At 31.5% G+C, this 14,874-nt stretch carries 14 protein-coding genes; 7 read left to right on the plus strand and 7 right to left on the minus strand.

The features are described from left to right. Nucleotides 1-86: 86 nt before the first annotated feature. Nucleotides 87-1,649: a sensor histidine kinase gene (locus ACJ6WR_RS21925; RefSeq protein ID WP_039120460.1), complete on the minus strand. Its 1,563-nt coding sequence runs from the start codon at nt 1,647-1,649 to the stop codon at nt 87-89. 146 nt (nt 1,650-1,795) lie between these two features. Next, nucleotides 1,796-2,353: a GNAT family N-acetyltransferase gene (locus ACJ6WR_RS21930; RefSeq protein ID WP_039114705.1), complete on the minus strand. Its 558-nt coding sequence runs from the start codon at nt 2,351-2,353 to the stop codon at nt 1,796-1,798. Nucleotides 2,354-3,168: 815 nt separating this feature from the next. Between ACJ6WR_RS21930 and ACJ6WR_RS21935 the strand changes: the two genes are divergently transcribed. The 6 genes from ACJ6WR_RS21935 to ACJ6WR_RS21960 all read left to right on the plus strand — a co-directional run bounded on the left by ACJ6WR_RS21935 (nt 3,169) and on the right by ACJ6WR_RS21960 (nt 9,399). After that, entirely contained in the window at nt 3,169-4,809 is a 1,641-nt protein-coding gene (locus ACJ6WR_RS21935; protein WP_131474497.1) for a HAMP domain-containing sensor histidine kinase, read from the plus strand. Nucleotides 4,810-4,882: 73 nt separating this feature from the next. Next, nucleotides 4,883-5,530: a response regulator transcription factor gene (locus tag ACJ6WR_RS21940; protein ID WP_039114701.1), complete on the plus strand. Its 648-nt coding sequence runs from the start codon at nt 4,883-4,885 to the stop codon at nt 5,528-5,530. A 527-nt stretch (nt 5,531-6,057) separates the two neighbouring features. Then, nucleotides 6,058-7,281 carry a sensor histidine kinase gene (locus ACJ6WR_RS21945; protein ID WP_409416501.1) on the plus strand — a complete coding sequence of 408 codons (1,224 nt, stop codon included), beginning with the start codon at nt 6,058-6,060 and terminating at the stop codon, nt 7,279-7,281. Between the two features lie 36 nt (nt 7,282-7,317). After that, on the plus strand, nt 7,318-7,689 hold the full coding sequence (locus tag ACJ6WR_RS21950) for a YegP family protein (protein WP_409416502.1): 372 nt from the start codon (nt 7,318-7,320) through the stop codon (nt 7,687-7,689). Nucleotides 7,690-7,903: 214 nt separating this feature from the next. Continuing rightward, the gene (locus ACJ6WR_RS21955; protein WP_323490354.1) at nt 7,904-8,239 is read left to right on the plus strand and encodes a transcriptional regulator; all 336 of its coding nucleotides are present in this window, start codon (nt 7,904-7,906) and stop codon (nt 8,237-8,239) included. 176 nt (nt 8,240-8,415) lie between these two features. After that, nucleotides 8,416-9,399 (plus strand): LLM class oxidoreductase, encoded by a 984-nt coding sequence (locus tag ACJ6WR_RS21960; protein ID WP_409416503.1) that lies wholly within the window; start codon nt 8,416-8,418, stop codon nt 9,397-9,399. 90 nt (nt 9,400-9,489) lie between these two features. On the opposite strand, the gene ACJ6WR_RS21965 is transcribed toward ACJ6WR_RS21960, so the two are convergent. From ACJ6WR_RS21965 to ACJ6WR_RS21985, 5 genes are all read right to left on the minus strand, one after another. After that, nucleotides 9,490-9,666 carry a histone H1 gene (locus ACJ6WR_RS21965; protein ID WP_035625350.1) on the minus strand — a complete coding sequence of 59 codons (177 nt, stop codon included), beginning with the start codon at nt 9,664-9,666 and terminating at the stop codon, nt 9,490-9,492. 366 nt (nt 9,667-10,032) lie between these two features. Further along, a complete protein-coding gene (locus tag ACJ6WR_RS21970) occupies nt 10,033-10,389 on the minus strand; it encodes a putative quinol monooxygenase (protein ID WP_409416504.1) in 357 nt (118 codons plus the stop codon). 51 nt (nt 10,390-10,440) lie between these two features. Then, nucleotides 10,441-11,670, minus strand: a complete 1,230-nt coding sequence (locus ACJ6WR_RS21975; RefSeq protein ID WP_409416505.1) for a ferritin-like domain-containing protein — start codon at nt 11,668-11,670, stop codon at nt 10,441-10,443. A gap of 7 nt (nt 11,671-11,677) precedes the next feature. Beyond that, nucleotides 11,678-13,564, minus strand: a complete 1,887-nt coding sequence (locus ACJ6WR_RS21980; RefSeq protein ID WP_086894788.1) for a GMC family oxidoreductase — start codon at nt 13,562-13,564, stop codon at nt 11,678-11,680. Continuing rightward, complete coding sequence (locus ACJ6WR_RS21985; protein WP_039114692.1) at nt 13,554-14,009, minus strand: hypothetical protein; 456 nt, start codon at nt 14,007-14,009, stop codon at nt 13,554-13,556. The genes ACJ6WR_RS21980 and ACJ6WR_RS21985 overlap by 11 nt, the downstream gene beginning before the upstream one ends. Before the next feature lie 420 nt (nt 14,010-14,429). Here ACJ6WR_RS21985 and ACJ6WR_RS21990 point away from each other — a divergent pair, with 420 nt between their 5' ends. After that, entirely contained in the window at nt 14,430-14,807 is a 378-nt protein-coding gene (locus tag ACJ6WR_RS21990; RefSeq protein WP_052259501.1) for a hypothetical protein, read from the plus strand. The last annotated feature ends 67 nt before the right edge of the window (nt 14,808-14,874 follow it).

A 14,874-nucleotide genomic window follows, 5' to 3' on the forward strand; every position in this document is an offset into this window, starting at 1 on the left:
TAATTTTTCGCCTAAAATATTGCATCCATTACGTTAAAAAAAACAAAATGGAGTGAGTGGCTTTTTTTCGGGAGTGAATGCTTTTTTTATTCAATTAAGGGTAAAATACAGACAAAAAAACCGTCTCTTTTAAACGTCTCAAAATCGGTTTTAGAATAGTAGTTGTAAATACTTTGTAAGTACTTATGACCAAACTTAGACTCCTTCCCGAAGTTTTGTTTTTCGTTTAGATTATTGGTAATGACCACCTTATTTTCCTGGATGGTAATTGTTATATTTAACGGATTTTCATCTGAAGCAATGTTGTGTTTGATAGCGTTTTCTATCGCAATCTGAAAAGCTAAGTAGGGTACTTTTTTTGATAAAACACTATTGTCTTCGATTGTTATTGTAAAGTTAAATTCGTCTTTATATCTGGTTTGTTGCAAAAAGATATACTTTTCTATAAATAGAAGTTCTTCTTTTAGTGTAACAATATTTTGCTCAGGTGGATTTATTAAATACCGATAAATTTTAGAAAGATTTAAAGTAAACTTGCGCGCTACGCCAGTATTACTTTCAATAAGCATATAAAGGGAGTTCAGGGAATTAAATAAAAAATGAGGATTAATTTGCTCCTTTAATTGGTGCAACTGAATCAATGCTTTTTCTTTCTTTATCTTTTCATTTTCTAAACTTAATTTATTTTTTTCTTTGGCTAGGTCTTCTTTTTCCTGAAAGCTTTTGCGGGTAAAAAGCGCAAATAAATAAAAGAATATAAGTAAGATTGCTGTAGTTATAAAGTAAATTAATGACGCATATTTTTTTATAGCATCTACATCTTCATTTGCAATGTTTTCTGGGAAATTGACACAAACGTACCAATTTGTACCTGCTACATTTAAACGTTTTGTGTATCTAACAATGTCTAATTTTAAATATTCGGAAAGGCCTATTTTTTTTGTGAAATCTATCTTAGGAACAAAGATTGTATCTGATGGTACTACATCGGTTATTTTAAAAACATTCTGCTTTATAAATTTAATTTCGGGGTGATAAAGTATAGTTCCTTCTTTATCAAATACAAAAGCATAATTTTCTGCCAATTGATCTACGGTTGAAAAATAGAATCGCAATGCTTTTAAATCAATATCATAACCATAGCGTACTACTTCGCCATTTGCTGCATTAGCTTTAAAATAAATACGCCAAAAAATGTTTTGTCCATCTTTAAGGATACAATTAAATTTATCTTTATCACCGTTTTTAGCAATGAAATCACTGATATCCGCTCTTAAATCAGCGTTCTTATTAGAGGTTCTAAATTCTATTTTTCCATTGTTTATCTGGAACCAATTGTTTTTTACAAGATTCTGATTGGCATGTATAGTACTTAAAACGTTTAAATTATTTGATAAATTATTAGGAGTGCTAATTTTAATAATCTGCTTTATTTCTTTCTCGATTTCAAGAAAACGTGAAAACTCCAGCGCTAGAACTTCTTGCTTTTTTATAAAGCTACGTAGCGCGTTGGTAGAATTTGATTTTTCGGATATTTGTGTTATTAAACTACTTAGTATATAAATAGAAAGTAATGTAACGACTACGAAAACAATTCCTAAAATAAAGAAGTTACGCCCAGAAAGGCTATTTTTTAATTTAAAATTCAATGGTATTCTTTAAAAACAAGGAATATAAAAGTCCTTATTATAATGTGGTATTATTAATTTTTCGCAAAGATAATTCTTTTCTTCTTCGTCTTATTAGGGGTTTATAAAACGTATTTATCAATATATCAGCTAAATCTATCTATTGTTTAGCCTTTTATCTGGAGGTGCTCCATTTTCTTTCCAATCAGGGTTTTGTTCCCAACAGGTTTAAAACCTAATTTTAAGTATAATTTTTTAGCATGAGGATTTGCTTCGTCTACAAGTAATCCTAAAGTTTGTTGATTTTTATTTACATATTCATCAATCAAAAACTGTAAAATTTTAGATCCAATACCTTTTCCCTGGCACTTAGGATCAACTCCTAACGTGTCAATATAATATTCTCCTTTTTGAGTTTCGTCTTCAGGATTAAAATTTTTGTTGTAATGAGTTCTAACGTATTGTACGATAGGTTCTCTTAATAGGTTTAATTTTGCACCATCATATATATTTACAGCAGCAACAATCTCGTTGTCATCTACAGCAACAAAACAATTTTGATAAGAGTATTGATTATTTTCCTTTGCTATAAAGTGTAGCAAAAAGTCTTTTGCTTTATTGTAGTTTTCTTCACCAATAAATTTATAAACGATATCCTCCATTGCTAATAGTAAATAGGTTGCAATACTTTCGGAATCCTTTATTGTTGCTTTTCTTATAATCATCACCTTTTCATTTTCGTTTTTGCAAAAATACCTTAATCTTGCATATATACCAAAATCAGACACATATATTAAGTTTTATTTTGGATTTTTCATCAAAATCGACTTTTATTGGTGATTATGTAATAAAATTCAATCAACAGAATTGTACAAAAAATCTAAACTAATAGTCGTTTTTACAACTCTGTAAGTGATTTAAGAATCTTTAAGTTTGATTATATAAAGGCAACAAACTCGATTTTTGCGATTCACATTTATATTAAAACTTATATTTGTATAATAAAAAGCGCTAACTTGTAGAACAAGTTCTAGAGTATGACTATCCGATGTTCTACATATTGATAAATTCTAGCAAGTTATTTTTGCAAAATATTCTTTCATAAAAAAAGAAAATATATTTCTAAAAAATAATTAAAATATGTAAATTGTATGAACATATTGGTTTTTATATTTAGTTAAAAGACTTCCCCAAATCTCTTTTAAATGCGTGTTCTTGTTTTAGTTTAGTATTAATTTTTTTTCAAAAAAAACATTGACACCAATTAAACCTATTTTATCTTTAATTGGTAACACAGATTTTAATATTTTAAAAACAATAACTATTTAAAAAATGTAGTACATATACTACTTCAGAACCTATATCAAAGCAGTTATTATGAGTTAATATTTTTATTAGTTCATTTTTTAACCTTAATACAGTATAAATTTTGACTAAAGAGAACTTGACAAAAAATACATTTGGTTTTACAAAACTAAAATTCGAACATAGAAAAGTAATTCATTATACTTTGCTGGCATTTGTAATCCTTTTACAAATCATGGCAGTTATAATATGGTATAACGAATCGACTAATGAAGCCAAAGTATCGAAGATTTTTGATTCGATAAACTATTTAGGCAGTGTAAAACAACTTACGAATGAGGTTAACGATTCGTTTATTAATTCCCAAAAACACTATAATAATTATATAAGTAATAAAGACGAAGCCTCTTTAAAAGAATACGCTGAATCAATAAATAAGACAGGTGAATTGGTTGATAAACTAAGCGCTGTTACTGCAAATAATCAGGAATTTAAACAATTGTTAATGGAGAAAAGCAAGTCCGAATCGGATGTTCTGGCTTTGCGATCTACCATTGACTCCATTATTGCGCTTCAAACGAATCCAAATAACAAAGAAGCAGCGAGTTTATTAGACTTTAAAAAGTTTGAATACAAGAAAATCCTGGATAGTATTAAAACGGATTCTTATATGAAAATTGATAGCGTATCCAAAAAAGGACTTTTCTCGAGATTAGGAGATGCGCTCGCTGGTAAAATGGATATTCAGAAAGAACAATTAAAGATTGTTGTAACTATGAAATACAATGATAAACTTATTTCTGGTAGTATCGAGGATCAAATAAAAAATGTATTTGTAACGACTAATAAATATTATGAAAACCAGTTTAATAATTTAAAGAAATCATTTTCAAGTTTAAGAGATCAAGATTTAAAATTGACTGAGCTTAATAGCAAATTATTAAATTTAAGCGCTACGATATTACCTAACTATACAAATCCTATTAATACGCTACAGGCCGATTCTCAGAAAAAATTACAGGATCAGTACAAATCAAATATAACGGTTAGGAATTATACATTATTGATATTAATAATTGTGATGCTTATCGTTTCAATCATACTTTTTAGTTTTACCAGAATGGCTTTTGAGTATGAAAAAAGATTAACAATTGCACAGAACCAAATACGCCAGAGTTTAAACTTTAAGAATAGAATCATGGGAATGATTAGCCATGAGATAAGATCACCTTTAAGTATAATTTCTATGTATAGTAAGAAGATCAGTTCTTCTATAAAAGATGTTGAAATAAAGAACACATTCAAATCGATTCAGTTTACGACTAATTCTTTGATTTTATTATCAAATCAGATTTTAGAATATTCAAAAGAAGAAAATCACGAGCTTAAGCTAAAGAATAAAAACTTTCATTTAAAATCAGAAATAAATCAAATTATAGATTCTTTGTCTTCACTGGTAGAAAGCAAAGGAAATAAGATTAAGTTAAACTCTAATTTAAATTCCGATTACGAAGTGTACTCTGATGCTACAAAAATTCATCAGCTTTTTTACAACATCGTGGGTAATGCAAATAAGTTTACCGAAAACGGACTCATATCTATAGGGATTGATCTTGATAATAGTTCGGATTATGAGTATAATTTAAAAATAGAGATTCAGGATAATGGAGCAGGTATTCCAGAGCATGATTTAAAAAATATTTTCGAATTATATTACCAAGGAGCTGTATCTAACAAAATCAATGATTTAGGAGTAGGTTTAGGTCTTAATTTATGTAAAGAAATAGTCGAATTGTTTGATGGAGAAATCAAAATTGAAAGCGAAGAAGGAAAAGGCACAAAAGTTGTATTTAATTTGATATTAAGCCCAGTTTAAAATAAAACAGAATAAATACAGTTTTCGTATTTTAGAAGTATAAACGGGTTTATAATAATTTAATTTATAAACAATGAATTCATCAAATAGTTATAGTTTTTTAATTGCCGACGACCATGTCGTAGTACGTCAAGGGGTGACTTTAATTGTTAAAGAACTATTCTTGAACGCTATGGTTTATAAGGCAGCTACTTTTAACGATACTTTTAAAATATTAAAAGAGGTTAAAATAGATTTATTGATTTTGGATGTAAACTTCCCAGATGGTAATAGCTTGAATATATTGGCAGAAATTAAGGCAATTCAGCCAGAGGTCAAAATATTAATATTCTCGGCTCTAGAGGAGAATATTTATGCCATGCGATATTTAAATGCTGGGGCATCGGGATATTTAACCAAAGAAAGTTCTGAAGACGAAATGAAATTGGCGATAAATACAATGATTTCTTCAGGGAAATACATGACCCAGAATATTAAAGACAGAATATTGGATTCTTATATTACTAAAAAACCAACGAATCCGTTAGAAGTATTATCGAATAGAGAAATGGAAGTAGCCCGTTTATTTGTTAAAGGATACGGTAATCTGGAAATTCTGGAAATTTTAAAGATCAAGAAAACCACTGTGAGTACTTATAAAAACAGGATTTTCGAAAAACTGGAAGTAGATAATCTAGCCGAACTAATAAAGCTTTTTCATCTCTATTATGATGAGAAATAAATAGAAGCATAAGTACTATTCTTTTATTAAGTACAAATATTTTAAAAAGCGGAGCCATTTAAGCTCCGCTTTTTTTGTCTTAAAAAACAAAGAATACAAAGCTTAGCGAACTCCGCGATTTTATAGAATCTTACTTATAAAAAATTTGTGTGCTTTGCGGTAAAAAAACTATGATCTAGCTTAGAGTTAACCGCAAAGAGCGCAAAGTATCGTGTGTAAACGGATGGATTGTATTTTGTATGTGTTTCAATTGGTGTAGAGACGCACCGCAGTGCGTCTGCGTAATCTGCATCTATAATCTGTTTTTTAGTATGCTGAATTAACCGCAATTAGAGAAAGGTTCGCAAAGCTTCATCAATAGTTTTGCGAGCCTTTGTGTTTAATGCCCATAATCATGTAGTACAAGTTCTATATAAAGTGGTACGATGTACTATAAACTATTGATTTCATTGCTAGTATCTTTGTGAAGGACATTAAGAGATAATTTCTTTTTGTTTTATTGTCGATGAATTTAGTAGCGAAGAGATATGATGTTTGATATTTACAATAAGGATGGTTATAGAGCTATGAATAGCTTCCCTTCAAAATTTCGTGAGGACGGAAACCGTATGTTTTATAGTAAGGTTTCGAATATAAAAGAGTTGAGAGCTCAGGAATTGAAATTCAAAGTACTGGAAGAAAGATTTCAATTTGCTCTGGAAGCTTCAAACACGGGTGTTTGGGATTGGGATTTAAAAACGAATACTGTTTATTATTCGTCGCAATCTTTTAAAATCCTCGAAATAAATTCTACTGATATTTTTGATAATCCAGAACGTTGGGATGAAATTGTACATCCAGATGATCTAGAAGAATATTACGCTACTATAAATGAGCATTTTGATAATAAGACTCCGTTTTATGAAAATTTTCATAGGGTGTTAACCTCTAGCGGAAAATACAAATGGATTTTAGATAGAGGAGAAGTTATAGAGCGTGACTATAAAGGAAAGCCATTAAGAGTAATAGGAACTCATACTGATATTACTGCCCAGAAAGAAAAGGAATTGGAATTGGTGAAAACAATGAAGCTATACAGTGAAAAGAATAGCCAGTTATTGAACTTTTCTCATATAGTGGCACACAATTTAAACTCGCATGCAGGGAATTTAAAATTGCTTTTGGATATGATCGATGCTGAAAATAAAGGCATCGAAAACAGTGAAGCATTTAGTTATTTAAGAACGGTATCGAATGATTTGAATAATACGATTGCCGATTTATCTCAAATTGTAAATATTCAGAATAACCAAAATATTATTGTAAAACCATTAAACTTAAATTCATATTTAAAGAAAGTACTTGATATAGTAAGTGCATACAAATACAAAAATTTTGGTACAATTATAAATAACATCCCGGAAGAAGCTACAATTAATTTTAATCCGGCTTATCTGGAAAGCGTCTTATTGAATTTTTGCACCAATGCTATTAAGTATGCTGATCCGGAAAGAGCTTTAATAATTGAGTTTAATTTCTTTATAGAAAATGGCAAAAAAACATTTACTATAACTGATAATGGTTTGGGAATAGATTTAAAAAAACACGGGGATTTGTTGTTTGACATGTATAAAACATTCCATAAACATGAAGATGCACACGGAATAGGTTTGTATATAACAAAAAACCAGATTGAATCAATGAATGGAGCTGTAAACGTCGCAAGTGAAGTTGGGGTGGGAAGTACGTTTACAGTGACATTCAATGATTAAAAAGAATAGAATATATAATAGATAATAGTTTTAAAAATGGAGAAATTTGTAATTACAAAAAATACAAATGATGAGTTTCAGTTTGAATTTATAAATAAAGAAGGAGAGATACTTTTAAGAAGCAGCGGATACACAAGAAAATTTATGTGCGAGAAAGGAATTGAATCTGTAAAAACAAATTCACAAGACAGCACAAAGTTTTACAAAAAAACAATTTCTGATAATAAGGTTTATTTCAACTTAAAGGCCTTTAACGGAAAAATTATCGGAATGAGTAAAATGTACGATGATAGAATTTCGCGCGATCAGGGAATTGAATTTTTAAAAGAAAAAGCACTTCATGCAATTACAGAAGATCAATCAAAATTATCAGAAAAAAATGTAAATTCTGAATCGATAGCGTGCTGATTTAAAATAGAATAAACATAGTTACTTGTAGTAAAAAAGAAAGTCCTCCAGAATTTAATTTTTGAGGGCTTTTGGTTTATAATATTATAAATCTCGCTTTGATTTAATGACTAATAAAAAGTTAGCAAAACAGATAAAACGGAGTCTAAATTGTTACAGGAATAAAATAGAATATAGATTTTACGTTAATTTTTTTGATAGTAAAAGTATTTATTTGTTCCTTTGTATCGATAATTACAGATATCTAGATATGATTGAATTGTTTAAAATGTTGTCTAATGAGCATCGTATACTCATTTTATCATGGTTAAAGGATCCCCATGCCCATTTTGCAATTGAGGATATAGAACCAGAGGTAAAGGATTATGGGGTATGTATGAGCGTTATACAAAAAAAAGCAGGTATTTCTCAATCTACAACCTCATCATATCTATCGTCAATGGTTAGTGCCGGCTTACTAAAATCAGTGAGAGAAGGGCAATGGACTTATTACAAACGTAATGAAGAAAAAATCCAGGAATTAGGAGATTACATTAAACAAGCCTTATAATTTTTGTTTTTATAATAACAAAAAGAATATTTAAGATGTTGATTTAAAATAACAGAGGAAAGAACTTATAAGTTCTTTTTTTTAAACTACATAATATCTATAATTCTAGATATCTAATAATATGAAAATATTGAAAATAATATTGCAAAGCTCACAAACATTAAAATTACATTAATATGGAAAATTCAATAAGAACTTTCGAAAATCACAAAGCATTCAACCGCATTTATGCTCCAAACAAATTAACAATAGGTCTTTTTTTGCCACTAGATCTTTATGCTGGAGATCTTACAATCTTTAATAATCACACTAGCTATATCAAACAAATTGACGAAAAGAATTTTGGTGCTATCTGGGTACGAGATATCCCATTGTTTGATCCTAGTTTTGGCGATGCTGGTCAGGTATATGATGCATTTACCTATCTCTCATACCTTGCGGGACAAACCAAAAATGTAGCTTTAGGTACAGGAAGTATCGTATTGCCTTTTTGGCACCCAATCGCTTTAGCTAAAATTACTGCATCTTTGGATCAATTATCAAATAACAGATTAATCCTCGGAGTTGGTTCTGGTGATCGTGCTGCCGAATTTCCTGCATTCAGACTGCCTTTTGAAAAACGTGGGGAACGTTTTAGGCAAATATTACAAGAATTCCGTCAAATAAGCCAAGAATCATTCCCTAAAATAAATTCTGAATTAACTTATCTAAATGGTGTAGATCTGCTTCCTAAACCTGTGGCAAAATCCATTCCGGCTCTTGTTACTGGATCAAGTCAGCAATCATTAGAATGGATAGCAAATAATAGCGATGGCTGGATTACATATCCAGGAGCTACAGCTCACAAAAATGATACGATTCGCTTGGGCGAAAAAATAAATGCTTGGAGAGAACTTATTCCGAACCAGCAATTCAAACCACATATGACCAACGAATGGATTGAGTTGGATGAAGATCCATATTTCCCCAGAACACCACTAAGAGGAGGATTTGTACTAAAAACAGGGAGATTAGGACTTATCGATTTATTATCAGAATGGCAAGAAGTTGGTGTAAATCATGCAGCATTAGGTATTCAGTTCAGTAAACGACCAATACCTGAAATTATTGATGAACTGGCAGAGGAAGTTCTGCCTCACTTTCCATCACTAAATAGTTAAATATTAATAGAATATAATTTCAGTGTTGTAGTAAAAAAAGAAAGCCCTCCAGAAACAAATTCAGGAGGGCTTTTTAACTTGAGAATAAATTTATTTTTTAGATTCTTCTACAGAAACTTTTCTAAATTCTTTTAATAATTTCTCTAATTCTAAAGTTGATTTACGAGCTCTTGGTCCAGCTGCTTTCACACCTTTGTCCATTAAAGACTCATATTCATTTTTGAATGTTTCGAATTCTGTCGTGATTTTGGCGAATAAGTCGTTCATGATAATGCTTTTATTTAATTAAGGCGCAAAAGTAAAATTTTGTTCGTAAGTACTAAATAATTTGCTGTTAAAATCATTATTTTTTTTCAAAGCACACAATCCTAATGTTTTAGGGACTTTAAAACATAATATTAGCTTAAAATTACACTAAAAACGAAGGTTTTTTTCAATTAATAGGGTGATTTTTTTTACAAAAAAAGGTCAGGAATCATCTAATTATGTCAGCCAATAGGCTGTACAGCACATTTGAATGTTTTTTGCTAAATGATTTTTTTACGTTCATTTCTATTCCTGCAACAATTCCAGACTTTACGGCACCTCTACAGCATACTCAAAAGGGATTAATCTCATTGGCAGATTATGAGTTTAAAAAGCTTTTCGGCTAAATCCCTCAATCTGGGTCAAGATTTCTGTAATCATAAATACTCGTTCATTGAAATCATTTAAGAATAAGTTGCCGTATGTCTTTACAAATTCTTTAAATATTGGTCCTTCTACATGTTTAAAAAAAGCATCTTGATTTTCGTAGATTTCCCAGAATACAACTTCGCCAGCAGGAGGCGTGGGTAAACTTTTTTCATTAAAATTAGGAATATGTACCATATACAATAATGTTTCGGGTTCTTTTTCATTTACATCCTGAGCAAGTTTTTTTAAAGCTGCAGTTGCTTTAACTTCATTTCCGGGTAAAATGGTCCATTTTGCGATTAGGGGATAATACATAATTGGTTTGTATTTAGTTTATAGATGAATTAAAATGTTAGTTTAAAGAGATTATACTTCTACATATTCAAATGTTGGTCCTGCACATTCTCCATTTGCTAGTGGAATATTTAATAATTCCAGTGCTTTATATTTAAGGTCATACATTACCGCAATACCTTTAATTAGTAAATCGGGATGACCGCTTACAGCATCATTTATATTATTGAGCAGCGTTACGTATACTTTATTAAAATCGATGGCTTTTTGTAATAGTTCGGGATTATCCTTATAATCTTTCATTTTAGGATTTGCTTTCATATTATAAACCGATGACCAACTTACGGTAAACGGGCGGCCTGTAGGTACGCTTCTTACTGGCATCTGAAAATTAGTGTCATTGGCACTATACATACGCCCATAACTTATTTCCTGAAACTTAAAGTAATGTGCATATTCAATATCTTCTCCAAACATTACATGATCTGTAGCAATAGTTCCGTCTATACCTTCACCTTGACCAACGATTTCATCAATGGCTTCTTCAGCCTCTTGATAGTTTGTAACTTTTGTAATCTTACCACCACTACCATAATAATGCTCAGGAGTTATCTGACGTTTAGGATCTCCTTTAAATATTTTGCCTTCCGATTCTCGGTTCAGGCGTTCTAAACCATATCGTATGGCTTCATAAAATTGCCCTATACTATCAAAATTCTTTGTAATTGGTGCATTAGGATCCGATGGTCTTTCGATTGTAGAAAATTCTTCTAATGCTTCTTTAGAAAATTTAAGCAAGTGTACTTTAAACGCTGGTGCTCCTTCGGGAACAACTGGTCGAATATCTCCGGGCAAAAAGGTAGGGTAGGTAGGGATGATATCTTTTACATTAAAAAGTTTTTCACCTTTTTTTATACTTTTAGGATCAGTGATCGCATTAAGAATATTAGATACTAATATCATGTGCAACATTTCCTCTACAACTACGCTTCGTATTAGCGCAGCAGCCTCGACATTGCTACCCTCTTTTATGGTGTAAAGACCGCATAAATAAGGCGGTATTGTCGAAAGTTCTAGTTGTAACGCAGTCCTAAGACATCGCTGAAGATGTTTTATATCCTTGATATAGTTCATGACATCATCCTGAGACATTTTTAGCTGAACAGGAAGATCTTTAATTTGCAAAGCGTCACCTTGCAGAGCAATCGAGTTTGCGATTTCTTGTGGTGTGTCCAAATGAGTGAGAGGCTTGATTAGTTTCTGACGCTTCGGATTATTTTTTTGAAAGAAATTATTTTCCATGATTTAATTATTGTTCAAGTTGTTTAAGAATAGCTTCTGCGGCTTTAAAAGTCAGGGCAGACATTGTTAGAGTAGGGTTGGAGGTGCCTAGAGTAGGCATATTGCCACAGCCCACAAGAAAAAGGTTTTCATGATCCCAGGTACGCATATCTGTATCTACTACTGAGTCTTGCTTAGTAAATCCCATGCGGTGAGTTCCTACAATATGTCCAGCACCTGCAAAACTGTATCCTTTGCCTTTATAGGTTACATAATCAGGGTCTTCTCCGGGTTTGTACTCTGTAAAATCTTTAATACCACATTGATCAAACAATTGCTCAGAAACAATTCCTGATGCTTCAAAAGCTTTTAGCATATACTCCGTTGCGTTGTAGTGAATAACGGGTCTGTAATTATCGATATTATCCTTGTATACCGGATCAATTGTTACACGATTGTTTGGGTCGGGAGCTTGTTCACATTCAAAGTGAGTAAAGAATTGTCGGGTAACGCGATCTTCGATTCTATCACGTAGTTTTTTACCAAATACACCTTCGCTAACAGCCTCACTTACATCTGATCCCGGAGAAAATGTAGGCCATGCCCAACCCCAGTTATCCAATGGTAATATCCATGCGGCATGGTCTTTACGAAATTCTCCATCACGAAATGTTGGAATATTGGTAGTAGATCCCGGACCACGATACGGATAAATAGGTTCTTTGGCAAGTCCCCATCGTAATACCGTCATGTGATCCATTAAGTTACGACCTACCTGATCACTACTATTGGCAGCACCAGAAGCAAGTAGTAATTTGGCGTTTTCTATAGCACTAGCAGCCATTACATATATTGTTCCTTTGGCAGTAAATGTTTCGTATTTACTAGAGTTACCGTTTACATATTTTTTATATTCAACACCGTTTATCCAGTTAGAAGTTTCGTTTATTAATAATCGGGAAGCTACAGCTTGTGTTTTGATGGAAAGATTTCCCATATCACACTTTCTAAGCGTTTTTAATGCGTTATACTTAGCTTGTACAGGACAAATAGGAACGCAGCTTGCATTACCTTCGCAACGTTGCCCAGTATAAGGATCCCAGTTTGACCCCACAGGATTATAATCTACTTTTGATTTGTTTCGGGTTATATCCAGTTTCTTTGTACCCGGATTCCAAGCTACTCCATCAATATCATAATCTGTATTAGGAATAGAATTCCGACCTTGTGGCGTACTAATGCAATACAGTTTGTATGCTTTATCATTAAGTATAATTTTACTGTTTTTGTCTATTACATCAGTCATTACTTTATCGAGATAACTTATCGGGATACCTTTCATAGGAAGTACGTAATCCTTATTATAGATACTTTTTTGCTCAATAGGATAGTTTTGATCCTTTACATCTCCAGAAACACCAATTTCATTTTCGGCCATTTCGTAGTAACGGTTCATATCTTCATATTTAATAGGCCAATCTACAGCAACACCGTATTTTGATTTCATTTTAAAATCATTAGGTAACATTCGGAGTGTTGTACCTAACCAGTGTAAGGTCGTACCACCAGGAGCACGGGTACAATCGCTTGCAAAAGGTAATGGTCCCATTTGTACTAAATACCCATTAGTAGACGGCTTGTTTTTTTGCATCACCTGTAAGTCTAATACATTTATAGATTGTGCATCTTTTACATCGGGATAAGGTGAGTTTGGTACTTTTGCGGAAGCATTATAAAAAGTAGTAAGATAGTCTTGATAATTTTTGTAATTAGCTTCCTGATCCATAGCTATACCTGCTGTTAATCCAGCTTCGAGCATCAATACTTTTTTTCCTGCATTGGTGAGCAATTTTGCCACTATTGATCCAGCTATTCCAGATCCAACAATTACCACATCATAACTATTATTTTCCATTTGAAACTTTTTTAGCAGTTGATTGTTTAACTGAAAGAGGAAGATCTGACCATGAACCATACCCAGGTTGTTTAGCTCCAGGCGGGTGTGCATGTATCGCATCCCACATTAAGCCTTGTATGTATGAAGCTGATGATACTACATTCCCGTTCCAATTTCCTGTATACCAAAGAACAATAATACTTTGAGCTAGATTGCCATAAGAAGATGTAGGCATAAACTGTGTAGCCAGTGCATGTTCGATAACTTTTGGATTCTGTTTAGAATCGATGAGTAGTTTGTTAAAATCGATAAAGAAGTAATCAACGTCTTCTTTATTTATATTTTTAAGAATGGTATTATAATAACTTTCCTGCATTCCAGTAGACTTAAGTTCTGTTTTACTAAAACCAGTAAGTAATGCCGAAGCTTCTAAAAAAAGTTTAGAATAGGGGATAGGTTCCATAAGATTGGTTTGGGGGATTTAGGTGTTAATTAATAATTTAGGTTTCTATTACATTATTTTTTTGATTTTTATTTACGTAGAATGATTATAAATAACTGACAATCAATACGTTTGTCTAGCTAAAGTATATAAAGGAGATAGTGTAGCAATACGTGTTTTTACCTGTTTTTTTTATATAGCTACTTTATTGATGCAGCAATAATTAGCCTTAAGAGTTGTCTTATTAACAGGTTGTTAGGTTTTATCTTATATTTATTTATAATAAACGAAAAGTGCTTATTAATTGAAAATAGTTTAATGTTTTGCTCGTATTAATGAAATAAAATAAATTGCATTTTGCTTCTCTCTTTAAATCAATAAAAATGGCTTAGACCCAATTTAAAATTGGGATTGTTTTGCCATAAAAAGTAAATTTGTGAAGTGCGAAAAGTTATTCCTTACATATTCATCTTCTTAATAGCGTCTAACATTGGCTTTTTTCAGCAATTTTATAAATTGCCTGTATTACTTGAGCACTTTAAGGAACATCAGCAAATAGGAAATGTAAGTTTTATTGATTTTTTGGCCATGCATTATTGGGGCGATGATCTAAACGATAATGATGGTGATCGCGATATGCAACTTCCTTTTAAAAATATAAGTGGTTATTCATTACAGCTTGTATTTATACCTACAGATAAACATACCATTTATATACCTTTTAATACTGGACTTAAAGAGTCTGCTATTATTCCTTATACATCCAACCTGTATTCTAACCCTGCCTTATTTTCGGTATTTAGACCTCCTATAGCATAATTTAATTTTTCAAATTTTTTATTGTAGTTAAGACATTTATATGTCTCAGCTATAGCATTATTATATC

The sequence above is a fragment of the Flavobacterium sp. PS2 genome (assembly GCF_046250155.1).
Classification (GTDB): Bacteria; Bacteroidota; Bacteroidia; order Flavobacteriales; family Flavobacteriaceae; genus Flavobacterium.